The sequence below is a fragment of the Paenibacillus plantarum genome (assembly GCF_013141695.1).
In the GTDB taxonomy this organism is placed as follows: Bacteria; Bacillota; Bacilli; order Paenibacillales; family NBRC-103111; genus Paenibacillus_E; species Paenibacillus_E plantarum.
This window is the reverse complement of record NZ_WHNY01000060.1, coordinates 1-24882: the sequence shown is the minus strand read 5'-3', so window position 1 is coordinate 24882 and position 24882 is coordinate 1. Positions and strand designations below refer to the sequence as shown.

The window sequence follows — 24882 nt, the reverse complement described above, 5'->3', positions numbered from 1 at the left end:
GCCCGTTCCTCCTATTGGCCTTGCCCTATTTTCCTCATTACTCACATATCCGTACCTCAATACCAAGTCCCTCAATCGTATCCACCCACTCCTGTGGGCAGCCGGCATCGGTGATCACCATGGAGATTTCCTCCAGCTTCGCGACTCTGGCAAACGTAGACAGGCCGAATTTGCTATGATCCGCGATCAGGATGCATTCTTCCGCTCTTTGCATCATTTTGCGCGAGATCACCGCTTCAGCCAAATGAAAATCAGTAATTCCATCCGTTAACGAGATGCCGCTAGCTGAAATAAACGTTTTGTTTACTTTAAATTGATCGAGCAGTTGATCCGTCAACGTGCCTGTCACAGCCCGACACTCTTGACTGACTTCTCCCCCAGCAAAAATAATACGTCCACGGAACGTTTCCATAGCCAGGTTGAGAATCGGGATAGAGTTCGTAATTAACGTCACATTCGTCTTGTCATGCAAAAAGGGGACGATTTCAATCGTGGTTGTCCCATTATCCAGCATGATCGTTTCCCCATCCTGAACGAGGGACGCAGCTAATCTCCCGATAGCTGCTTTCTCTGGTTTCATCATTTGTACACGATTTAAAAAGGGAGGCTCGACCATCTCAATGCGCATTCTGACGGCGCCGCCATACACTTTGCGCAGTTTGCCTTCCTTCTCCAAGCGGTCCAAATCCCGACGCACCGTTTCCGTCGAAACGGTAAGAAGTTCAGATAGGTGATGCACCTGTACTTTTCCTTCCATTTCCAGATGATGAAGAATCGTCAACCTGCGATCTTCATAAGTTAATGACATAATAGCCTCCTAACATGACCGATATCTAAACTATGATGTTGTTTTATGTTGTTTTCATTAGTTTAGGGGTTCGTGCTAGGTGTGTCAATCGGGAGAACTCGATCATCCCTCTCACCAACGAAAATTGCTCGTTGACAGCTTTGCCCAACCAGTTTACAATTGTCAACAAACAACAACATTATTAATTGAATCAACATGATTCCACAACTAAATTTCAATTTTGGGGGCTATGCTCATGCTCAAGCAGCAACAGCTGACTTTTCGTGAAGATTCCACATTTACGATCACACAATTTACTGATTTACACTGGATCGATGGCAGAAAGGAAGATCAACAAACCCTCCGATTGATGGAGGAAATACTGGATGCAGAGCAGCCTGATCTTGTTGTTTTTACCGGAGATATCATTTACACAGGCCCTGTTTCAGAAGGTGAGCACCACTGTGAAGAGCCCCTCCAAGCTTTTCACGACGCTGTGCAAGCTGCCGAAGCTCGCCAAATTCCGTGGGCTGTGGTATTTGGTAATCACGACACCGAAACCCTCATCACAAGACAAGAGCTCATGAACAGCGTCCTCACGTTTCCCTGTTCAATGACTCAAGCTGGTCCTGCCGAGCTTAGCGGCGTTGGCAACTACCGCCTTCCCCTCAGTGGCCGTGACGGACAGCCTGCAGCGAGCTTATACTTTTTCGATTCAGGAAGTCGCTCTACAGTCGCTCAGATTCCAGGCTATGACTGGATTCACCATGATCAAATCGGCTGGTATACCGAACTGTCCCGTAACGAGCAGCCTGAACTGCCTGCACTCGCTTTTTTTCATATCCCGCTTCCCGAGTACCAGCACGTATGGGAGCGTGCGACCTGCTATGGGAACAAACAGGAAAATGTCTGCTGTGCTCACGTTAATTCAGGATTGTTCGCCGCTATGGTTGAAATGGGCAATGTCGTAGGAACCTTCTGTGGACATGACCACATCAATGATTACTGGGGAGAGCTTCACGGGATTCGTCTCTGTTATGGCAGAGCAACTGGCTACAATACATATGGCAAAGAAGGCTTTCATCGCGGTGCCAGAATGATTCGCCTCCGTGAAGGTGAACGTGCTTTTGAAACGTGGCTGCGACTCGCTGACGGCACCGTCATCCGTGATCAACCCGAACACTCACCAACGCTGTAACCTCACTTTCGTTTGGAGCTGATCACTTGTTGACTGTGTCGATTGTACTCGTTATTACTTCAGGACTTGCACACGCCATCTGGAGTATGTTTACCAAAAGCAGCCTGAACAAAGGCGTTTTCCTATGGTCCATCATCATGGTCACGACCGTTCTGCTACTTCCTTATTTGATCAAAGAGTTATGGTTTACCCCGTTAACTTTATCTGCATATGCACTACTTTTACTATCTGCCGCTTTACAAGCTGTTTATGCCCTCTTGCTCTCGCGCACCTACAATATGGGGGATCTCTCGCAGATTTATCCGATTATGAGAGGTACCAACACCTTATTTATCCCAATTGTCGGTGTTCTATTTCTAAGCGAATCCTTATCGCCCCTCGGATGGATGGGATTGCTTTGCATGGTGATTGGCTTCCTTTCACTCAGCGGTATCTTCACAAGTGCGCGTTCGACTGGCCAGACGTCTGTCAAATCAGTTAAGCCCTTCCTAATGGCACTAAGTGTAGGTTTGTGCACGACTTGCTACGTACTTGTCGATAAGCTGAATCTCGCACATATCTCACCTATCGCCTTATTAGAAGTAACGAATATCGGATTCGTTGCAGGGCTCACACCGCTTGTCATTGCATCCAAACAACTGCGCAGAGAGTGGAAAGTAAACTTCAAAATGATTGCTCTCGGCGCAATTCTCAATCCCGTATCGTATTTATTATTTCTCTTCGCCATGAAATACGCACCCGTTGCCCAAATCTCCCCGCTCCGCGAGATTGGGACCGTGTTCGCAACCCTGCTAGGCATCGTTATCCTCAAAGAAAAACAGGGAACTTTACGCATCCTTTGCTCTATTCTTATCTTAATTGGCATTCTTATGATCAGCTTTTGGGGCTGAAAAGGGAGGAACATTCATGAACACCTGTAATCGTGTCATTATTATTGGTTGGGATGGCGCCGGCAACTTTGTCCGTGATGCATATACCCCGAATTTGGATCGATTGTTCGAGTCAGGCGCCTCTACGCTCGAAGCACAAACCGCATCGCCAACGATCAGTGCCGAGTGTTGGGGAACACTGCTTCACGGCGTTAATCCTGTGAAACATGGACTTACGAACACGAAAGCAGAAGTAGAAGCCTTCCCTGACGATTCACCCTATCCGTCTATTTTCCGCGTTGCTAGAGAAGCATTCCCACTTGCTAAGCTAGCAGCCTACAGCGCCTGGAAGCCCATTAACGATGGGATTATTGAGCCTTCGATCGGCGTCCATAAAATGTCAATGCCTGATGATGAGCTAGTCCAAGCTATAGCTGCCTACATCCATGAAAACCCAGATTTCAAGATGCTTTATGTGCAACTGGACCTACCTGACGCAGCGGGTCATAAGTATGGGTACAATATGCCGGAACAACTTCGCGTTATCGAAGAGTCAGACCGTCACACTGGCGTCATTTTGAATGCCCTAGAGTCGGCTGGACTCATGAGCGATAGTCTCATCATTGCGGTCACCGATCACGGTGGCGGCGGTGAGAGCACATTCAATCACGGCAGTGATCATCCGATGGACAAAACCATCTTCTGGGGCTGCACGGGTCCTGGCATTGCCCCTGGCACCCAACTCGACAATGTCACCATTGCCGACACAGCAACCGTTGTCATACATGCACTTGGACTGGATGTCCCCGCGTCTTGGGAAGGCAAGTTGCCTCAGGGATTGTTCCTCGCTCTTTAAGGCCATTAATAGTTAAAGGAGTTAAGCCGCTACATCCGGCCTAACTCCTTTTTGGTGCAGCGATTCACGCTCCCGAGTCATACACACCGAAGTGACTTACCGTCGGATGCACACGTGATTCCGTAATCGCAAGACGTAAATATCTCGCAATAGTCCGCTCTACTCGGCATATTTTCTTATACCCAACCACTGTACCTTCATATAACGGCTTCCATTCTTCTCCGTCCTTATAAGCCAGATGAAAATGTTCGATCCGTTGTCCTAATTGGATATATTCCTTCAACACAATACGATCAAATGACACTTCCTCGCCAAGATCAATCTCCAGTTCGGCATGCTCGCCCCCCTCTGGAGGGCACCAATACGTATCAGAACGTCCATCTGTGACAGGATGAGCCTCCATATCAACATCACTATCCCCGGTCTGAGACACCCTCACCTTCGCCCCTACAGCCCGATTTGTTGTATATGTACCGCGAAGCCATTGCCCCAACTCCCCCAGATGCCTGGCATCCGTCTCATGTATCAGCCCGCGCTGATCAGGTGGAATATTGAGTAGCAGCGCACTGTTGCCACCCACCGTGCTTTCATATAGATCAATCAATTCCTCTACGGTTTTGACTTTATCATCTTCCGTTGGATCGTAGAACCATTGTGGTCGGATCGATACGTCGACTTCAGATGGATACCAGATGACGTTATCGACCTGTGCCAAAATAGCCCGACTTCCCAAATCGTCAACCTCCGTGTTGATCCGTTGTGCGAATGCGGGGTCATCTGTCTGTTGGGAATCTGCGTGTATTTTCTCTGTATCTTTCAAATACGCAGGTACTACGCTCCATTCGGATTCGCGCGTATGTCCGGCTTCATTGCCGCACCAGCGAACATCAGGGCCGCAGATGTTGATGACAGCATTCGGCTGCAACTCACGAATGATTTGGTAAGCTGCCTCCCAGTCATACACCTGCACTTTCCCATTGCTGCCCTCGCCGCAAGCACCATCAAACCACACGCAAAAGATCTCACCATACTGCGTAAGAAGCTCTCGCAATTGATTTTGAAAGTAAGCATTATAAACGGGTGAGTCCCCATAGCTAAGCTCATGACGATCCCACGGCGAGACATATACACCAAATTTCAATCCTTGCACACGACAAGCTTCGGCTACATCACGGACAACATCGCCTTGCCCATCCTGCCATAAGCTGGATTCCACTGAATGGTCTGTATAGGCGCTTGGCCATAGGCAAAATCCATCATGATGCTTACAGGTCAAGATGATGCCTGTCATTCCTGCTGATCGGCAGACCTCTACCCACTGGGCAGCATTGAATTCCGTAGGATGAAACAGCTGAGGATCCTCATCCCCATCCCCCCATTGCATCCCCGTAAATGTATTCATACCGAAATGTATAAAAGCATAGAATTCCATCTCTTGCCAAGCCAATTGGCGTGGAGTTGGAACGATTTTTACTGCCTCTTCTATGGAAACCGCCATCCCTAAATTGCTCCTCACATGTAATAAATTCATCTTCTGCTTATTTTGCTTCTACCACTACATCGAATGGCAAACGAGTGAGTTCTGTATTCAGCGTTTCACCCAAATAAATCATATCGTAACTTCCAACTGGAAGATCCAGATCACTGAAAATCAACTTGCCATCTGGCTGGCCGAACGTTTTGGTCTGTACGTGGACCATAGGACTTATCGGTTCTGTCTCACTCGGTTTAGCTCCTCTTCGATAAATGCCGAAGGCATCTTCTCTTAGCGAACCTACATAAGTAACCTCAATTTGTTCATTTGGCTGAAAGTGAGACTTGTTCATATTCATTGCAGGATTACGAAGAGTACAATCCGGATCTACAGTCAGATCCACCACCGGAATGGTCACTGGCAGTTGTACCGTATATTCCGCATCAGTAACCCACGATTTCGAGGAGAAATCTCTTCCTTTTACAATAACCCTGTCCTCATAAACTTCAACAAAAAAACCCTGCGAGCCCTCTTTCAAGACGTCATCATCCGTCCATAAATAAGCGACAGAAGCCGCATTAAACAGGGTTGCATACTTCTTGTTATACATGGTCTCCTTGGCGCCTAGCTCCCAGTGCGTGTGACCGGTAAAGACAATGGATTGCGGGTGTTTGGCTAGAATCGTCTTTAATTCTGCGTCCTGCCTGATCCCATTCCATCCAAACTCATTTTGGGAGCCAGCGACCGTATTCAATAGGGGCTCATGAACAAAAATAAACGCCGGCTTCTCCGCCAATTCATGTTCGGACAACTTTTGATCTAACCACTTGAGCTGGGTCTCTGATAAATAAGCGCAGTCTTTCAAGCCAATTTCAGTGCCGAGGAATATAAAATGATACCCTTCCAACCACAAGTCATAGTAAGCATGGTGAATCCCCGTATGATCTTTAAATAACGACATCTGCCTATCAAGATCTTTCCAACGCACATCATGATTGCCGTAAGTAAAATGGATTGGCGGCAGCCCCTCCATATTAGCTTTCCAAATCTGCTCCACGATCTCAAATTCCGCTCGCTCCCCATTGTCCGTGATATCACCGACATGCATGATCCCGTGACAATCAGGGGAAGTTGCCAAGATATCCTTAAGCGCCCGATCAAAATTCTGGGCTTCAGTCCCCTCTAAATTCGCTTTAATATGGGTATCTGTTAAGACGACGAACTTGAGACTTGGTTTCTTCACCATTTCTTCCTCTCCTTATTTCCATGTAGAAGGAATTGAATAGTCTATATTAGCGCATTGAACCGAATACCTTATTCCTGCCTCTGCCGTAAAGCAATAAACCGAACCATCTATAGAGTTCACCACCAGCACATCCCCTTCCTCCCTACTGATCACAAGGGGTGATTCGCTTCGGATTGTACACAAGCCATCCTGTGTGGCATGCAGCACGGCTACTTTCAGCTGGCCATCTTGCCACTGGATCTCAACCTCGAAGCCGCCCCGCGCGCGCAAGCCGCTAACTCGGCCATGACGCCATGCTTTCGGCAAGGCTGGAAGAAGCAAGATTTCATCCCTGTGAGATTGGAGGAGCATTTCTGCGATAGCCGCTGTACCGCCAAAATTGCCATCAATTTGGAAAGGAGGATGGTCGCCCAATAAACTCGTATGTACAGAATGACTAAGCAGCTCCATCAAATTAATGTAGGCTTGCTCGCCATCATGCAATCTCGCCCAGAAGTTGATGATCCATGCGCGGCTCCACCCTGTGTGCCCACCTCCGTATGCAAGCCGCCTCTCTAGCGTACGTCGAGCAGCCTCAGCTAACCTTGGCGTATGATGTACAGTAATCTGCTCACCTGGATGCAGGGCAAACAAATGTGAGATGTGGCGGTGACCGAGCTCCACTTCCTCATAATCGACCGCCCATTCCATCAATTGACCATGTTTCCCAATTGCGGGTTCCGGTAATCGCCTCCTTACTTGTTCTAGCTCTTCGAGAAATTCCTTATCCGTATCTAGAATCATCCCCGACTCTATACAAGCTGCCAAAAGGGTATGAATAATTTGCGAATCCATCGATGGTCCAATACTTAGAACGCCTTCATTGCCATTCGGCAAGCGATATGTATTTTCCAGCGAAAGAGAAGGAACTGTGACCAGACGACCTTGCTCATCCTTAATGAGAAAATCAAGAAAAAACAGCGCTGCCTCCTTCATAATCGGGTACGCTCTTGAACCTAGAAAATCCCTATCTCCACCAAAACGATAGTGCTCCCACAAGTGCAAGGACATCCATGCCCCGCCCATCGGCCAGAAAATAGCAGGCACATAAATGCCGCATATGTCAGTCTCCGCCCACAGATTCGTGGCGTGGTGCGCCACAAAGCCTCTGGCACCGTAAATCTCCCTAGCTGTCTTTCGCCCGTTCTCAAGCAACCGATCCATCAAATCGAATACCGGCTCATGACATTCAGCCAAATTGCACACTTCAGCCGGCCAATAGTTCATTTGTAAATTAATGTTCAAATGATAATCGCTTTCCCAAGGGGGCGTGTGACTCTCATTCCATATGCCTTGCAAATTGGCTGGCAGCGAGCCTGGTCTTGAGCTGCCCATAAGCAAGTAACGACCATATTGAAAGAATAACGAAATGAGTCCGTGATCCGCTTGGCCATCCTGGACTCTGGCTAATCTTTCATCCGTTGGCAAAGCTTTCAATTCAGCTTCATTGGAATCCTCAATCTCTAATTGGACACGTTCAAACAATGAACGATGATCCTTCACATGATCCTCTCGAATGGCCTCGAACCCTTTACTAACACCACTTTCAATTCTAGCTTGGCACACGGAACGGGGGTCTTGGTGCCGAAACGTCGTTGCAGCTGCCACATACAAAGTAACACTGTCTACCGCTTCCACAGAGACGAAATCGCCAATAATCTGCACGTTCCCACCTTCTGCTACGGCCTTCAAAACCGTTGTATACTGAACGCCATCCGGCCCGCATTGCCCTTGCATAACGATACTTTCCGCACCTTCTCTACCTGACGTGCCTTCAAATGGACGTCGGCTCACATTCGTTGAGAAGCTGATTGCGCCAGATCGATCCGAGCTTAAACGAATAACAAGCACCTGATCAATCGCACTTGCGAAGATCTCCCTGTGATACGTCGTCCCGTCCAAGGTAAATGAAGTTGTAGCAATACCCGTCGGCAAATCCAGTTCACGCCTATAGTTGGTGGTTTCCCCATTTGTTTGTCGAAAATAAAGGTTTATATCACCTAGGGTTTGATAGGGGGCAAAGAATTTGGGCCCTGGTGTCATCGCCATACGTGCCAAATACTCAGCATCCTGCGGCTTGCCCTCGAACATTAGCCTACGAATTTCCTCAAGATGCTTATGGGCGTCAGGTTGCTCCCTCATCTTGGGCCCGCCATACCAGAGGGAATCTTCATTGATTTGAATCCTTTCTTGCTCCACTCTGCCGAATATCATAGCCCCAAGCTTGCCATTCCCTACTGGAAGAGCGTTTACCCAGTTCTCTGCAGGCCTCCGATACCATAACTTCAGCTGTTGCCGACTCATAAGGATCACCCTTCTTTTTGAAAAGAAACCCGACCACGCCATCAACAGGCACGATCGGGTCCTTTTCCATGCATCAGACTTATTTGGATTTTTCTTTGTAGAACTCGTTCGTTTCTTTAAGATGCTGTTGGAAGCTTGGATCATCTTTGAACTGTTTCACCAGTTTATCCCAATCTTCAAGCGTGTTTTTGCCAAAAACCACATTAACCATCATATCGTTCAGCTTTTTATCCCAGTCTGCTCCCTTTTCCTTAAATGGCGCTGACTTCATTAAGCCGTAAGTCGGATCTGTGATAGAGGAAATCGCATCAACCACTTTTTTATTGGCTTCGTAAACATCCATCGGAATACCTGAGATTTTGGCTCTCGAATATTTATCAAAGTAGCCGGTTACCCATTGGCCTGTCGTATCACCGGAATATCCTTTTTTCTTGCCTTCTTCGGTTTGCTCAACGCTTCCGTCAGGCTTCACTTTATAGTCAACATCTTGGATGCCGTAAGTAGCAAGATTATAACCTTCAACCGAAGCAGTATAATCATAGACTTCTAGGATTTTCTTCAGCTTCGCCTCATCAACCGATTTCTTATTGATCAGGAATTGTCCATAATAACCACTTGCTTGCTCATAATAAGCTTTGCCATCTGGTGCTTTTGGTAATTCCACAGCAATAAGGTTCGCTTGCGGATTTACCTTTTGCAACTCCAAGTTGTATTTATAGGCATCAATCACGTTGGCAAATGCTACACCTGCTTTGCCCTGAACGAGCATATCTTTAATTTGTGCTGCCTTGAGAACAGGGAAATCAGGAAGAATACCGCCTGCTTTAAATGATTTATTCCAGAAAGCCAGCGCTTCTTTGGCTTGTGGTGTATACCAATACGGGATGAGACTGCCGTTCTCTTCTTTCCACTTCGTGCCCGTGCCAAACATGGAGAGCAGATAACTAGCAGGTCCAGGTGATCCTGGAATGACTGCACCATAAGTATCTGGTTTGCCGTTGCCGTCTGGATCTTTCTGTGCGAAGGCTTCGAGAACTGTAGCCAGCTCATCCATCGTTTTCGGTTGTTGTAGGCCTAGCTTATCCAACCAATCTTTACGAATTAGCATGGACTCGTGGCCATCCAACGGTCTTACACGTGGAAGGGAGTACAGTTTGCCTTTCAAAGAAGCATTCTTATATACGTTTTCTGGATATTTAGCTAAGTTTGGATAGTTTTTGATATAAGGGCCTAGATCCCAGAAAGCGCCTTGATCAATCGCATTCAAGAAGGCAGGCGTTAAGTTAAAATCTTCTACGAATAGGACATCAGGCAAATCGCGGGAAGCAAGAAGTGCATTCAATTTTTCTGAAATTTGGGCTGCTGGAATCCAATTTAACTTTAGGTTGACGTTTAGCTTCTCATTCAGCTTTTTCACTGCTTCCAACTCACCTGTAGGTGCAGCAGCGAAAGCAAGTGTCGTGATGGAAATATCCGCCGGTGCCGCAGGTTTAGCTGATGCTGCAGTTGTACTCGCTGCTGAAGAACTTGCTGGCCCAGCTTCATTCGCTTTACCACAAGCCGCTAACGAAGCGACTAGCCCTGTTGCTGTTAAGAGTACTGCCAATTTTTTAACCATTGGTTTCATGTAAAGACCTCCCGTTTATATGCTTATTATACAATTCGAAATATCAACCTGCATGTCCAATACTTCCCTGCCTGAATCACCCCTCTCCGTACAGTTCTCTCACCCCTTCACAGAACCAACCATCATACCCTTAACAAAATATTTCTGTAAGAACGGATACACCATGACAATCGGTAAGGAAGAGATTACAACGGCAGCCATCTTGATCACCTGTGGTGGCACGGTACGTTCACTTTCCAACATAGCAGCCATCGAAGGATCAGCCATTTGCGATGCAGAGATGAGCAACATTTGAAGGAGTACCTGTAACGGACGCAAGCTATCACTATTGATGTAAAGTACGCCACTAAAGTACGTGTTCCAATACGCTACAGCGTAGAATAACCCGAAAGCGGCAAGGGCTGAGACGGAGATCGGCAGCATAATGCGAAAGAATACGCCGATATCCGAGCATCCATCCATTTTGGCAGCTTCCTCTAGTTCGTCTGGTATCTCTTGATAAAAATTTTTCATTAGGAAGACGTACCACGCACTAGTCAATGCCGGCAAGATCAGTGCCCAAATGGAATCCATTAAACCAAGACTATCCACGAGCAGATAGTTCGGAATCATGCCCGGATTGAACAACATAGTCATGAGGATCGCTACAAGGAAGAACTTCTTCCCTTTCAATCGTTTGCGAGATAGCACATAGGCTAGCGCACTTGTAACAATTAAGCTTAGTAAGGTACCGAACACAGCGAGTATTCCGCTTATCCCCATCGCATGAACGAATGCGTTCGTGGAGAAAATGTACTCGTAGGCAGATAAGCTCCATTTCTCAGGAATCAGGACCAGCGACTTCGTCAAGTATTCCGTAGGATCGGTAAATGAAATGATCACAACATAAATGAAAGGCAGTAGTGTAACAAGTCCAATAATCGTTAATACCGTATAGTTTAGGACATTAAATATCTTAGAACCCATCTGATTATCCATATTAGTAAAGTCCCTCCTCCCCGAACTTCTTGGCTACACGGTTTGCTGAAACAACCAGTATGAGTCCTACAACTGATTTGAACAATCCAGCAACCGTGGCATAGCTGAACCGACCTTGTTGAATACCAACGCGGTAGGCATACGTATCAAATACGTCAGCCACCTGCGATACGGGTCCGCTTGCCATAAGGAATATTTGTTCAAAGCCTACATCCATGACTTGACCTAAACGTAGGATTAACAAAACAATAATCGTGCTTTTGATGCCGGGAATCGTAACATTCCTCATCTGCTGCCATCTTGTCGCACCATCAATTTGCGCTGCTTCATAGAGCTCTGAGTTAATCCCTGCAAGGGCAGCCAGGAAGATGATCGTCCCCCAACCTGCTTCCTTCCAGATACTTTGAGCTGTGAGCATGGCCCAGAAATAATTGGGCTCCGATAGGAATTCAATCTTATGCCCGCCGAACTCAACGATTAATTGATTAATGACCCCGCTGCTTTGGCCCAGAATCAGGAAACAAATACCGACGATGATCACCCATGATAAGAAATGGGGCAAATAGATGACCGTTTGAACGAATTTCTTAAAGGGTAAACTCTTCACCTCATTCAGCAATAAGGAAACCACAATGGGAATGGGGAAGAAAAACACGATATTTAGAAGTGAGATCGCCATCGTATTTCGAAACAACAGCATAAAATCGGGATTCGTGAAAAACTCATGAAAGTATTTCAATCCAACCCATTCGCTATCCCAGAAACCTAAATAAGGAGAGTAATTTTGAAAAGCAAGCAATAATCCCCATAACGGTACATACTTGAATATGAGGAAAAATAGTAATCCTGGCGCTGCCAATAGATATAGATATTTGTCACGCTTTAGCGCGACCTGCCACTCGTGCACTCCTGATTTCTTAGATGTCTTTCTTTCTTCGAGTCCACTCGGGATCGCTTTCTGAAACTGTTCCACCTGACTATGTGACAATGTCATCACCTCTCATTATTGCGTTGGCATCTCGTTGTTTTGCTTGAAACGATCGTACCTGATCGGAAGTATTAGGAACAATGACCAATTCTTATTCACGCTTTTCCCGCAAGACAAAAAAAGAGAAACCCCGTAACTACGCGGTTTCTCTTCCTATTTTCCTCATTTTTTGCTTCATACTGAATCCATATAACGATTTTTGGGCATTCTAATTTTCCTCGTCTGATCCACGGAATTGACCTGGCGTCACACCCATTTGCTTTTTAAATACCCGGATAAAGTTCTTCATCTGATACCCAACTCGCTCAGCCACATCTGACACCGATAAATCCGTCGTACGAAGCAACTCAATGGACTTCTCAATCCGTACCTTGGTCAAATATTCAATAAAGGAGAGATCCTTTTTCTTTTTGAACAGCTTGCTTAAATATTGCGGACTCAATCCACAAATTTGTGCACATTGATCCAACGACAAATCGAAATGGTAGTTCTCCTCCATATACCGAACTACTTTCGCAATCAGCTGCTCATGCTCCTGATGCTGCTTGCCATGCACATAAGCAACAATGGGTTCAACCAATTGCTCTTTAAACCAGGCATTCAGTTCGTAGGTCGTACTGATATTGCGGATATGAAGATACGGATCTTCATTCGATTCGCCAAATAATTGAGCTGTATCCAATCCGAGCATGTAGGCCGTACGAATCGCAGCAGTTAGCAGTCGATAATACGACATTTGAATGAGCTCAGGCTTCTGAATCGCAGCGCCCATCGATTTTGCAAATTCATCCATCATCCTGACCGCTTCATCACGATCGCCAAGCTGCAGCGAATTCTCAAAATGCGTTTCGATTTCCAACGGATACCGATAATGCATGTCGGAATGACTTTTACCACTCGTATGGGCTATGACTTGATTCCCACCAACGATGATACGAGAACGAACCGCAAGCAGCGCCTCTTCGTATAGTTCAGGCAACTCGCTAATTTGCTCGCTTTTTCCACTAAGCCCAATCGTAACCTGCAGATGTAGATAGTCAGATACAAGCAGCCGCAATCGCTCGGCAAATTGTTTGATGTCGGACTCATCATCTTCCGCTTGCAGCGGATCCCTATACAGCCACACAGCAACCTGATCATTCAGCAGATTGATACCTATGCCTTCCATCGCATGGGATTGTATAAGTTCACTCGCTATATTTTTCACAGCAAAAACAATTAACTCACGGTCATTTTCTTGGAAACGAACCTTTCCTTCTGACTGCAAATCGAAAGCAATTACGATGACGATGCTTTCCTTATCTGCAGGCACGTTATACCTCCGAAGCATGGAGGCCAGTTGATCCTCGGAATAATAAAGGAATCGCCCTTGCAAGAGCTGCAGAGCAAAGATTTCACGAATAAGCGGCAGCTGGTCACTAAGTTGTTGCTGCATGTCATTAGCCGTACTACTGAGCTCCGCCCATCGTTTGTGCACGAAGCCCACTTCATCGGTTTCCACTTCATCGGTTTGTCCGTCTTTGACATAAGCGACAAGATTCTGAATGGGACGATAGACACGACGTGTGCCCCACAGCGTAATGAGTGCACCCAACACCAAGCATACAAGAACAATGACCAGTGTAATTAATTTAATCCCATTTGATTTCGCATTCAATTGATCGATCGGAACCATATTGATATATTGCCATTTGTTAAAAGAAGAAGTAATCGGGGTCGCCATATATTCGATTCCATTAAAGGCGAACTGGAAACGCTGCTCGGAACCCTTTTGAGTAACGCGATCAAATAAACCTGGGGGAACCTCACTCCCACCCATGGAGGTAATAAGCGCTCCCTTGTCGTCCAAGATGAACATCTGTTCACCTTTATAGCTAATAAAACGTTTCATAATATTTTGGAACAGCTCTTCATTAATCCGTATAAACATGAGCCCGATAGGCTGTTTAGCAAGCAGCGGCATTTTGGCAATTAACGTTACACCATTGTCGTTATATCCTGGTATTGAAGGATAAGGTCCACTGACCCATTTGATCTGATCATCGGTCCCAAGCTCCTTCAGCAGCGCCTCGCGCTCTGCTATACCTTCAATTCGCCTCCCCCCATAAATAGGTGAGATCAAATAGCCTTCATCCGGCACGTACATCGCAACGTCGCCAACTTCTTTGTTCCCATTCATCAGCGCAGATAATTCACTTGAACTGCGGGAATAGAAGCCCGCATAATTCGTATTTTTCAGTTCAGTCAAATTTGAGCTAAAAAAATAGCCCAGCAGCATTTGAATCGCATTGTTTTGAATCCGATCCAACGTCGAATCGATCGTCGAGGATACGTTATTTAAAATCCGAACATTCGATTGATTCACTTCACTTTGTACAGCGGAGGCTGAATATAAATAACTCCCTATCCCAACAACGAGAACGGGAATAATCGCAGCGAACAATGACAAGGTGATCATATTGCGAAAAATCGTTTTACGGTGAAAAAAACGCTTCCAAAAATTCGTAAGTATTTTGCGCATGGCAATCACCTCATTAACGGAATAATGAGCATTTTAATCGGTTATACCTATAAAATCAAGTTTTCTGAGAATAAAGATGACCCGACTTCGTCTAGCAGACAAAGTCGGGTTGTAACCGTTCAAATGAGCTTGTTCACTTTATGACTTTAAAAAGGCAATAGCGTTTAACAGCCTCTCAGCAAATGCTGCTTCGATCTTTTTACCTGATTGCGCACGAATATGATTTTCTAACGCTTTGAATGCTTGCTGATCTTGTGTCTGATTCAAATGCTTTTGAAGAGCATCAATCATGGCTAGCAAGCTATTATATATGCCTTGATTGGTAATCCAACCTTGCTGATACGCGTATCTGACTAACTCATCCAAATGGCCTACATCCATGACTACTTTTAGCGTGTACGATGATCTTGTTTCGTTCCCCGCCTTATCACTTGCCGTAACGACTACAGCATGATCACCAATCGTCAGACTTAAAGGACTGAACGTGTATGGGAGGCTTACCTCTTTGCCGTTCAATTGAAGCGACTTCCCAGCTATGCCACTAACAGGATCGGAAATATCGAAATTCAGGCTGCCACCAGCCGTCCAGTAGACAACCATCGAAACTGTTGGAACGATGATGGGAGTCGATACATCGATTTTCACAATCGCGGTTTGGACCGACTCTTGATTGCCGGCATTGTCCACGCTGTAATATTGGACTTCATGCACGCCATCTTCAGCGATCGTAACCGAGTTCCCTTCCGTAAACGTGCCGCCATCCAGTCTATAGAACATCTTCTGCACGCCGCTGCCCTCGTCACTTGCAGTCAATATCACAGTCTGGGCATTGCGCTGCCAATCTGGCTTTGCATTATCAATCGTATTCGGAGCTGTCGTATCCTTCTTGAACGTTACGGCGTGCGTTTTGCCTACGGAACCTGCTACGTTAATCTGCAGCTTTAACGTCGGCAACGTTTGTAGAACCTTAACCGTATCATCACTTCGTACGAGGGATAACGCAGCTTTGTTCAGTTCCAGCGTAATCGCACTTTGCTTTTGTGTTGGATCGGATACGGCAACAGTTAACTCCGTTTCAGATTCCTTCACCATGACGGAAGAAGGATTTTGCGCGGAGATAAAATCAACTGTACCTGGATTCCAGAAATTCGCTGCCGTAATACCGAGCTTCTTCTCTCTAACCGCATGCACATCTGTCGTATTGCTTACTACTTCAACATCTGGCGCATTGCTGTAAAGCTGAGTAGCCGCAGTGTCTTTATGTGGCAGCATCACATACGAATATGCAGCATTCGAAGGTGTAGCCCCATGTTCAAAGGCCAGGCTCATGTAATTCCGAGTAATTGGCGTAGCCGATTGACCGCTGTTAATGTCGCTCCATTTGCCAGTTCGGGCCTCACGCAGTCCATAAACGCTTGTCGCCTCTGGGAAATAATAGCCCATATCCGTTCCCGGCATATTTCCAGCCAAATGAGCCCACTTAACGTTCTCCATATTTTCCGACCAACCGAGCTGACTTGTTTTGGCTGCGCCATTCACGGTGAGCACATTATCACCCGCATCACTCAGCTTGCGGTTATCAATGATCGTTTCTACAGGCTGTGGTCCAGCACTGTTACTTGAAATACCTGCACCCAATGCAACGATTTCATCATCGAACATAAACCACGACTTTTTACCTTGCAGGTCGCTTCCCGTCACTTTGGCCAAGGAAAAGTCCATGCCTGACGCGCCGTAAAGCCCATCGATCGTCGATCCACCCACCCACTCTTTCGCGTTCATGTACGAGGTCCATTCACCTGGCGTCACGCCTTTGCCTGAGCCGTTCGTTGTCGTACCTGGTAGACGAAACGAATCTACCGTCGGCCAGAAATCATTACGATATTGGCCTAGATCTTGGTCATAAAGGTACGTCATACCGATCCCCGTATACCAACCTTTTAAATTCTCGTTATTGCCCTTTTCAAACGCCGAGATGCGATTAGAGAACATGCTGATTCCGAAACCATATCCCTCACGCAAATGGACAACCCGGTCCATACCTGAAAACACCTGATTTTTCAGCAATTCACCTCTAGGCTGTATCGAGGCATCGTTTAAGAGATTTTTGACAAGACTCAAATCGTAGATAGATAAGCCATCGAAATAATTGGTGTACGTCGTATCGGACAAAATCCATTCCATCGCCATTCGCTTAATGGATAACGCCACATCCGCCGGCGCCCCTTCAGCTAAGCGAAGCAACGTTGTAATCGTGCCTCTGGCACTGCCAGAAGCTTGCCTCGACATACCTCTGCCATTGACCATATCCATGTAGAGGCCTTTATAGATGACGGGCTCAAACGTATCTGATACCCATTGATACACGTTATTAACATTAGGATCTGTTACTGGCCAAGGGGATCCATTCAACAAGAAGGTCATATCTGCAGCCCGGCTTAGCCAAACGGCTCCGTATCCCGCCGTATACGCAATATTGGTATGTTGAACAAGAGATCCATCTTCATAAACACCGTCCCCATGATCGGCGTAAACAAATTCTGGCCCCATTACATCGCGTCCTTGTATAATCTTTGCACTGTTTTTCCCGATTACACCCCGAACCGTTACAACCAATGCTTTATCCAGCAGATTAGCACCCGTCATTTTGCTTCCTTTGACACCAAGTACGGAGCCAACTTTCGGATCTGGACAAAATTTATCAATCGGCTTGATAAACTTGGTGATCTGCCCCTGAGTCAGTTGCCCGTACATGAGCACGATGAGATCATTTAAGGTTTGCGGGACCCCAATCTCCCAGTCCCACCAATTCCCATAGGGGTTCTTGTTTTCGTTATAACGGTTTGTATACATCCATTCCATAGCGCTCACGATATCATCTCGCAACGCAGTGCTTTGATACAAGGGAGTCCCTGGCATGGAATAGGCTAAGGCCATCGTTTTTAAACGCGCATACGCCGTGCTAATCTGGCTCGAATCTGTTGTGCTCGTCAAATCACTCCATAGATTTGTCCGATTACCTGCTTTTATCAATGTGTCCCATAAACCTATTTGAGCAGCATTCGATACACTGTCTGCCAGTTTAGTGAGGTTAGCCGCCATATCTGGGTCAGCAGGATTGAATAGAGCACCGCCCGTTAGCTTGTCGTTCCATTTCTGTCGAAGTGCATTGTAAGCTGCTCCCATTTCCGCTGATTCCACGTTGATTGTACATTGCGCTGAAATCGTCCCATCTGGTGTCGCAACGGTAATGGTTGCAGTCCCAACCCCTACAGCCGTCACATTTCCATTGCTGTCCACTGTCACTGCACTTGGGTTGCTTGAAGACCACATCACCGTTCTGTCCACTGCGTTCGTGGGAGTGAGCACCGCTGTGAGCGTAGTCATTGTATCTTTTGTCATGGAAATCGCACTTGGGTCCAAAACAATTCCTGTTACTCCGTTATATTCCTCCAGACTTACTTCATCGAACCATACTTTCCCCATACCTGTCTCCAGAAATGGTTCTATGACCAATTTGGTTGCATTCGTTGGAATTGTCATAAAAACCTGTTGCATCTTCCAATCGTTCGTACCTAACAATTTGGGGGTTGAGGGACCGTCTCCAACTTTGCTTGCGTTATAAAATTGTGTTCTGAAGTATGCACCTGTTCCTGTTACATTCTCCGTTTTCAACCACATTTTCAATCGATAGGATTTCCCCGCGGTCACCGGTGTTACCGTCTGATTAATGGAGACTCTGCTCGTTGCGAATGCATCTACCAATACGGACTTAGTTCCCTCATGGGCTGTCGTCATATCCAACGTGACATTCACGGTTTTGTTTGGGGCCTTCCCGCTTCCAGTAGGAATCCATAGCCCCCAACCCACAGGAGCACTCGCGCTGCTCCAATTTGCATCCGTGGCCGTTGTCGCCTGCTCGAAGCTTCCGTTCGTCATCAAATTCACCGTAGCGGCTTCCGCCTGTTTGGTTGCGCTTTCAAAAAATGGAACAGATGAGGCAACCACACTAAAAAGCAAATTAGCAGCTAACAGCATACTCACTTTCTTTTTAACCTTCTTCATTAATTCATCCTCCCTATCTCATTCTATCCAGCTCTTGCACAACTCCGATCGTACCTGACTGGTTGTTCCGTGACAATGACCAATTATTGCTGACTACATGGACGGAGACGAAAAAAAGAGAACCCCGTTGTGACAGGTTTCTCTATCGATTCAATGCACTTTTTTTAACATTCTAGGAGCCTTCATATCCAATTTTGAGCATGCTAGTTTTCACTGTCTGCCTGTTAGCAAGCCTACTCTGAAATTGTCATTGACTTTAACCGCTAACCCATTTATCATAAATGTCAGTAAGCACTGACATTGTTTCGGAAGAGGGATACTATGGACGACAGCAGCGGCAGCAAAATGGGAAGCGGAGATAAGCTGCTATTAGCTGCGCTCCATTTAATCGCAGAAAAAGGCTATAACGGTGTCACGACGCTGGAAATTGCCACCGCGGCTGGCCTTAGCGAGAAGACGTTATTTCGCCATTTTGGCACGAAACAGAAGCTTCTAGAGGCTGCCTTCGACCGCTATCATTATGCGGAAGAGATGAAGAAACTGTTTGCCGAGAAGCTCATCTGGGATTTGGAGACGGATCTTCTTCTTGTTAGCACGACCTACCATGAGATCATGAACCGTAATCGAAAAATGATTCAAATCTCCCTCAAAGAAGATGAAGGCCAATTGCCCGGCTTTCGTGATCGTACCCAGAAGCATCCGCAGCAGCTGCTTGAGATCCTAACGAACTATTTCATTGAAATGTCTGCAAAAGGGAAAATCGTCACAACGAACCCTGAGTTGCATGCCTTTACCTTTATTATGATGCATTTCGGGGCTTTTATGAATGATCTGGATGCTCAGAAAAGTTATCCTGGCATTACCTTAGCTCCCTTCGTGCAAGAGAGTATCCAATTATTTGCTAGGGCTTTACGGCCCTAGTTTTTTTCTCACCTCTATGTCAGTAAGTACTGACAGTCTTTTCTTGAAAGGAAGTGCCCTTATGGCAACTAAAGCACCTTTGCAAACCGCTGACAAATTAATGCGTATCCTCATGTTCACGATGGCCCTCTCCATGATGAGCGGCGTCATGTTCAACATTGCTCTTCCCAAAATTAGCAATGAATTTCATCTGACAATTTCTCAGGTAAGCTGGCTTTCTTCTGCTTATATCTTGATATATGCCATCGGTGCAGTCACATACGGAAAGCTGGCAGATCGCTACAGGTTAAAAGATTTAGTCACTTTCGGTCTCCTTTTGTTTGCGCTAGGCTCCTTGATTGGTCTGACCTCGCAAACGTTCGCCATGGCGCTCGTCGGTCGATGCTTGCAAGCTTCTGGCGCCGCCGTTATACCTGCAATGTCGATGATTATTCCCTTACGGTTCTTCCCATTGGAGCGAAGAGGGGCTGCCCTTGGCATGACTGCGGTCGGTCTGGCCTTCGGTAATGCACTTGGCCCCGTTGTCGCGGCTTTACTTGTAAGCACACTTCAATGGCGCTGGCTCTTCGCCGTCTCTCTCATTGTGCTGGCCGCACTTCCCTTTTACCGCAAATATCTAGGCAATGAACAGCCAGTAAGTCCAAGTAAGTTCGACTGGATTGGCGGCGGTTTGTTAGGTATCACCATTGCATTATTACTGCTCAGCGTGACGAACAGCGTCTGGCTTTTACTCGGTGCATTGTTTGTTCTTGGATTATTCATGGTGCGTATTCGTACCGCGGGTGAGCCATTTATTGCACCGAAACTTTTTCAAAATCGAAAATACACGCTCGGGCTTACCCTCTCGTTCCTCATTAGCGGGAGCTGCTGCTCGCTCTATGTACTCAGTCCCTTGCTGTTAACGGATGTTCAACACCTTCCTTCGGTTTGGATTGGCTTTGCCTTGGTTCCTGCCGCTGTCGCGTCTGCCCTATTTGGCCGCAAAGGTGGCAAGCTTGCCGATGCCAAAGGTAACTCGCATGTTGCCTACATGGCTTCCAGCTTATTGCTAGCCTGCTTCCTGCTACTTGCTACATTTACTAGCAGCTCGCCGATGCTTATTGCCGTTTTCCTGGTTCTGGGCAATGTCGGTCAATCCTTCATCGTCATTGCGGTGAACAATTCGGTTTCCCGAACACTCCCTGCGGATCAAGTCGGTGTGGGTATGGGCATGATGTCGATGGCCAATTTCATTGGGCAAGGTATCGCCATCAGTCTGTATAGCAAGGCCGTCGACCTAGGGTCGTCTTCGATAACTAGCTGGAATCCACTTTTCAGCCACGGATCTGGTACTATTTTTAGCAATATCTATGTCGTGTTGGTCGGTTCACAGCTTATCATACTCGGTCTCTACTATATTTCGTTCGGAAGACGGAAACGTCGAGTAAACGCGACTCAACCAAGTGTTTTATCGAATATTTAGAACTCTTCGACATATTCCGACAAAGATCCACCCTCCCTACATGTAAAATATGAAATGGATCTTCATTTTCGTATTCATATTACATTTACTAGGGGGAAGTCATGGTTTTGCATAAAAGAAAATTACTCCTTGCACTCGTTTCACTCTTTACCGTCTTCAATCTTTCCCTTGGCACACTCGGCTATGCTCAAGAACCGAATGATCTAGCCAGTATATCCACTGCGCCTTCCTTCAATGAGAACGACATCGTTCCGGGGAAGGTGCTTGTGAAATACAAGCAACAGCCTGCTGCTAACGGCATACAGGCTCTGTCCGCTCACTCCGTTTCTGCTTGGACAACGCTCAACTTCAGCAATGAGCAATCCGTCGCGGATAAGGTCACTGAACTTCAAAAGGATCCGAATGTGGAGTATGCGGAGCCGGTTTATAAGGTGCATTTGATTGCGACGGATGTATCACCCACTGTCTCACAATCGGTCTATTCTGGAACGGAGGCATATAAGCGGACTTGGGGGAAACTCGCGGCACATGTTGATCAAATGGGCACCTACTCCAACTTCTCTCTGAATCAGAATGTCAAAGTGGCCGTGATGGATACTGGTATTGATATGACACATCCAGCTCTACAAAGTGCTATTATCCAAGGTTACGACTTTGTAAATAGTGATACCAATGCACAAGACGATAATGGTCACGGCACACACGTTTCAGGGATTATTGCAGCGCAAGCTTATGGCGGCGCCGATGTAGGTGTCGCTCATGGCGTCCGAATCATGCCACTTAAAGTTCTTGATAGCACTGGTGGTGGGGATACGAGCTATTTGTACCAAGCTTTCCAATACTTGCAGATCCATCCAGTTGATGTGATCAATATGAGTTTGGGCAGTTATGGAAACAGTAAAGCCATACATGACATTATTAAAACAATCCATGATCAAGGTACTGTGATTGTTTCAGCCGCTGGCAACGACAGTAACAATTGGAAGAAGGACGAAATAGGTCAATACTCTACGCAACCTTGGGATACTACAGATACCCACCGTACTGCCTATTTTACTAGCTACCCAGCAGCCTATGAAGAAGTGATAAGTGTTGGTGCTGTAGCCCAACTTTCTGATCTAAGCTTTGCGATTGCGGATTTCTCTAATATAGGCAAAATAGATGTCGTCGCACCTGGCGTTAATATCTATAGCACAATTATTGGCAGCAGCTATGATTATAAGTCAGGAACATCCATGGCTACGCCTTTTGTTGCAGGACTTGCTGCTTTACTGAAAGCAGCTAATCATAATCTGGAGGCAGAAGACATTCGTCTCATTCTTCAGACGTCAGCACAGCCAACCGCTCTACAATCGTTGCAGGTAAATATCTATGAACCATCCATCCACTATCCATATAACTATGTTTCGCAAACGATGGCTTATGGTACTGGTCTCATTAATGGCATTCGCGCATTTGAAGTGCCTAGGCTGAAAATGTCACCTGCCGTAGCATTCAATTTCCCTACAAACCCTTCGCTCAGTTATAACTTTGAACTAGTGAATGTTAATGATACGGTCGTGAGTGTTACCTATTCGGTATATCTGCATGCCAGAGCCTATAACGAAACTACGATTGATCGAGAAGTAGACTTGCCATACGCATTTGTCGCTACACCCTCATGGGCCCCCTTACATAACGGTCAAAAACAGTTAACAGCTACAATAAGCAATATAGGTTCTGGATATAACTTCTATATGTTCGGGACATGGGAAGAGCCTACTCCAACAGGGGGCATAGTTCAGCACCGCTCTAATATCATTTCAGCCCCACCGCAGGTTAGCTTGGCTTCAGGAACCTACACGGGTACACAGAAGGTTACCCTCACCTCTCCCTTCGCGAATGGTATCATTTACTATATGATCGAGCAAAAGAATAAAGCTGCTTACATTTCAACGTTCCCTGTATCAGGTGGCGAGCTAACACTTAGTGAAGATACTGTCTTAAATGTTGCCATGTATCATAACAATGAATTCAGTAATGATGTAACTTATCAATATACGATTACAGCCCCCCGAGTCGGCGGTGGCGGTGGCGGTGGTGGAGGCGGCGGCAGCTCCCAACAACCTCCTTCCCTCAATGCCGATGGAAAAATGGCCTATGAGTTCAAACCAACACACGTTGATTTATTAATCTTATTAAATAAAGCTTTGTCAGAATTAACCCTAGATGCCAAAACGAAGGAAAACGTGGATATCCTCTCCGTCGAGATGGACACTGATATTGTTCAAAAAGCTTCGCAAATGAACAGACCAATCGTTATCGCGGCTAATGATATCAACATGCAGATTCCGCCAAATGCTTGGCCGATCAAGCTTTCAACTGGCAAAATCCTATTTACATCAAGCAAAACCAATACGTCCATCCCGAATTTCACATCAGCATCCGCTATTTATGATTTCTCCGTAACCGAGGATGGGGCGAAACTCGGTTCATTCGCTTCACCTGTGAAAGTTACAATTCCTTTTGATGCCAAAAAGGTCAAAGATGTTCATAAACTAAGCGTTTATTTCTATGATGAAGATCAAGGTGCTTGGACGCCAATCGGCGGCACACTCAATTCGGATGGCACAATGACGGCTTCACTTGCCCATTTCTCCAAATATGCTGTTCTCGAGAAGCAAAACGAGACAATCCTTAAGGACATTAAGGATCATTGGGCACAAAAAGAAATTGAAAACTTGGCTGGCAAAGGGATTATCGATGGTATCGATCAAGATTCCTTCCAACCTGATACAACATTAACAAGAGCACAATTCGTCACCATCATCGCTAAGGCATTAAAATTACAGGCAGGTAGCCAAACAGACATATTCCAAGATGTTTCTAAGGATGCTTGGTATCAGAATTCCGTCTATGCCGCCTATTCTGCGGGTATTATTAGCGGCATGAGCGAGCAAACCTTTGTTCCGGATGCTCCTATCACACGGGAACAAATGGCTCTCACCATGGTCAACGCTTATTTACATGCAACAGGTAAAAAGCTTGCAGATATCGTCACCACACAAGAGGTCAAATATGCCGACGAAGGCACGATCAGTACATGGGCTAGATCCTATGTTCGAATCGCTTCTGCCTTAGGTCTACTCAGCGGTACGACAGGTGGACAATTCGCTCCTGCGGATAACGCTTCTAGAGCGCAGGCGGCGGTTGTGATTTACCGATTGCTGGACAAAGTACAATAAGGGCTGTGCTCTAAGCCCACTACAAAAAAACCATGGAAAGCGGCCATTTGGCCGTCTTCCATGTTTTTTTTGCAACGCGTTTTTCGTCACACAAGATGTCATCCCCCGTATCCTAACGGACAAGGGAGACGTTATTCCACACTATATGCGCCTTTTTCAGATGTTACGGACAGCAGCGACGTTATCCCGCCATTTCGCTAGTCCAACAAGCTCCTTTTCACCAAATAGCGTCACACCTGTCCGTTATCACCATGACTGCCAGTGTATATATGAAATAACGGCATCCATGTCCGTTAAGGACTTGCCTCTGACAACACCGCGAC

General features: G+C 46.3%; 15 protein-coding genes. 6 read left to right on the top strand and 9 right to left on the bottom strand.

The window, feature by feature from the left end; all coding sequences use genetic code 11:
- Nucleotides 1-37: 37 nt before the first annotated feature.
- Nucleotides 38-808, bottom strand: coding sequence for a DeoR/GlpR family DNA-binding transcription regulator (locus tag GC096_RS18340; RefSeq protein ID WP_171632174.1), 771 nt, complete (start codon nt 806-808; stop codon nt 38-40).
- A gap of 235 nt (nt 809-1043) precedes the next feature.
- On the opposite strand from GC096_RS18340, the gene GC096_RS18335 reads away from it, so the two are divergent.
- Genes GC096_RS18335 through GC096_RS18325 form a run of 3 tightly spaced genes read left to right on the top strand, consistent with a single transcriptional unit; the run spans nt 1044 to nt 3710 of the window.
- Nucleotides 1044-1985, top strand: coding sequence for a metallophosphoesterase family protein (locus tag GC096_RS18335; RefSeq protein WP_171632172.1), 942 nt, complete (start codon nt 1044-1046; stop codon nt 1983-1985).
- A gap of 35 nt (nt 1986-2020) precedes the next feature.
- A complete protein-coding gene (locus GC096_RS18330) occupies nt 2021-2875 on the top strand; it encodes an EamA family transporter (RefSeq protein ID WP_312886310.1) in 855 nt (284 codons plus the stop codon).
- Nucleotides 2876-2891: 16 nt separating this feature from the next.
- A complete protein-coding gene (locus GC096_RS18325; protein WP_171632168.1) occupies nt 2892-3710 on the top strand; it encodes an alkaline phosphatase family protein in 819 nt (272 codons plus the stop codon).
- Between the two features lie 64 nt (nt 3711-3774).
- Here the strand turns inward: GC096_RS18325 and GC096_RS18320 are convergent, their stop codons facing one another.
- The 8 genes from GC096_RS18320 to GC096_RS18285 form a co-directional block, all read right to left on the bottom strand.
- Nucleotides 3775-5208, bottom strand: a complete 1434-nt coding sequence (locus tag GC096_RS18320) for an alpha-L-fucosidase (protein WP_171632167.1) — start codon at nt 5206-5208, stop codon at nt 3775-3777.
- Nucleotides 5209-5248: 40 nt separating this feature from the next.
- On the bottom strand, nt 5249-6430 hold the full coding sequence (locus tag GC096_RS18315) for a metallophosphoesterase family protein (RefSeq protein ID WP_171632165.1): 1182 nt from the start codon (nt 6428-6430) through the stop codon (nt 5249-5251).
- Between the two features lie 12 nt (nt 6431-6442).
- Nucleotides 6443-8773 (bottom strand): glycoside hydrolase family 95 protein, encoded by a 2331-nt coding sequence (locus GC096_RS18310; RefSeq protein ID WP_171632164.1) that lies wholly within the window; start codon nt 8771-8773, stop codon nt 6443-6445.
- 79 nt (nt 8774-8852) lie between these two features.
- Entirely contained in the window at nt 8853-10400 is a 1548-nt protein-coding gene (locus GC096_RS18305) for a type 2 periplasmic-binding domain-containing protein (protein WP_171632162.1), read from the bottom strand.
- 99 nt (nt 10401-10499) lie between these two features.
- Nucleotides 10500-11378: a carbohydrate ABC transporter permease gene (locus GC096_RS18300; RefSeq protein ID WP_171632160.1), complete on the bottom strand. Its 879-nt coding sequence runs from the start codon at nt 11376-11378 to the stop codon at nt 10500-10502.
- 1 nt (nt 11379) lies between these two features.
- A complete protein-coding gene (locus GC096_RS18295; RefSeq protein ID WP_171632159.1) occupies nt 11380-12372 on the bottom strand; it encodes an ABC transporter permease in 993 nt (330 codons plus the stop codon).
- Nucleotides 12373-12574: 202 nt separating this feature from the next.
- Nucleotides 12575-14887, bottom strand: coding sequence for an AraC family transcriptional regulator (locus GC096_RS18290; protein WP_171632158.1), 2313 nt, complete (start codon nt 14885-14887; stop codon nt 12575-12577).
- Between the two features lie 138 nt (nt 14888-15025).
- A complete protein-coding gene (locus tag GC096_RS18285) occupies nt 15026-18952 on the bottom strand; it encodes a polysaccharide lyase family 8 super-sandwich domain-containing protein (protein WP_171632156.1) in 3927 nt (1308 codons plus the stop codon).
- A gap of 321 nt (nt 18953-19273) precedes the next feature.
- On the opposite strand from GC096_RS18285, the gene GC096_RS18280 reads away from it, so the two are divergent.
- The 3 genes from GC096_RS18280 (at nt 19274) to GC096_RS18270 (ending at nt 24559) form a co-directional block, all read left to right on the top strand.
- On the top strand, nt 19274-19873 hold the full coding sequence (locus GC096_RS18280) for a TetR/AcrR family transcriptional regulator (protein ID WP_171632155.1): 600 nt from the start codon (nt 19274-19276) through the stop codon (nt 19871-19873).
- A gap of 61 nt (nt 19874-19934) precedes the next feature.
- The gene (locus GC096_RS18275) at nt 19935-21335 is read left to right on the top strand and encodes an MFS transporter (RefSeq protein ID WP_171632153.1); all 1401 of its coding nucleotides are present in this window, start codon (nt 19935-19937) and stop codon (nt 21333-21335) included.
- 107 nt (nt 21336-21442) lie between these two features.
- Entirely contained in the window at nt 21443-24559 is a 3117-nt protein-coding gene (locus tag GC096_RS18270) for a S8 family serine peptidase (protein WP_171632151.1), read from the top strand.
- Nucleotides 24560-24882 lie beyond the last annotated feature (323 nt).

What these genes read in the sequence shown, in the direction of transcription:
- GC096_RS18340 (WP_171632174.1), bottom strand. Translation starts at nt 808, where the DNA reads ATGTCATTAACTTATGAAGATCGCAGGTTGACGATTCTTCATCATCTG.
- GC096_RS18335 (WP_171632172.1), top strand. Translation starts at nt 1,044, where the DNA reads ATGCTCAAGCAGCAACAGCTGACTTTTCGTGAAGATTCCACATTTACG.
- GC096_RS18325 (WP_171632168.1), top strand. Translation starts at nt 2,892, where the DNA reads ATGAACACCTGTAATCGTGTCATTATTATTGGTTGGGATGGCGCCGGC.
- GC096_RS18320 (WP_171632167.1), bottom strand. Translation starts at nt 5,208, where the DNA reads ATGGCGGTTTCCATAGAAGAGGCAGTAAAAATCGTTCCAACTCCACGC.
- GC096_RS18315 (WP_171632165.1), bottom strand. Translation starts at nt 6,430, where the DNA reads ATGGTGAAGAAACCAAGTCTCAAGTTCGTCGTCTTAACAGATACCCAT.
- GC096_RS18310 (WP_171632164.1), bottom strand. Translation starts at nt 8,773, where the DNA reads ATGAGTCGGCAACAGCTGAAGTTATGGTATCGGAGGCCTGCAGAGAAC.
- GC096_RS18305 (WP_171632162.1), bottom strand. Translation starts at nt 10,400, where the DNA reads ATGAAACCAATGGTTAAAAAATTGGCAGTACTCTTAACAGCAACAGGG.
- GC096_RS18300 (WP_171632160.1), bottom strand. Translation starts at nt 11,378, where the DNA reads ATGGATAATCAGATGGGTTCTAAGATATTTAATGTCCTAAACTATACG.
- GC096_RS18295 (WP_171632159.1), bottom strand. Translation starts at nt 12,372, where the DNA reads ATGACATTGTCACATAGTCAGGTGGAACAGTTTCAGAAAGCGATCCCG.
- GC096_RS18290 (WP_171632158.1), bottom strand. Translation starts at nt 14,887, where the DNA reads ATGCGCAAAATACTTACGAATTTTTGGAAGCGTTTTTTTCACCGTAAA.
- GC096_RS18285 (WP_171632156.1), bottom strand. Translation starts at nt 18,952, where the DNA reads ATGAAGAAGGTTAAAAAGAAAGTGAGTATGCTGTTAGCTGCTAATTTG.
- GC096_RS18280 (WP_171632155.1), top strand. Translation starts at nt 19,274, where the DNA reads ATGGACGACAGCAGCGGCAGCAAAATGGGAAGCGGAGATAAGCTGCTA.
- GC096_RS18275 (WP_171632153.1), top strand. Translation starts at nt 19,935, where the DNA reads ATGGCAACTAAAGCACCTTTGCAAACCGCTGACAAATTAATGCGTATC.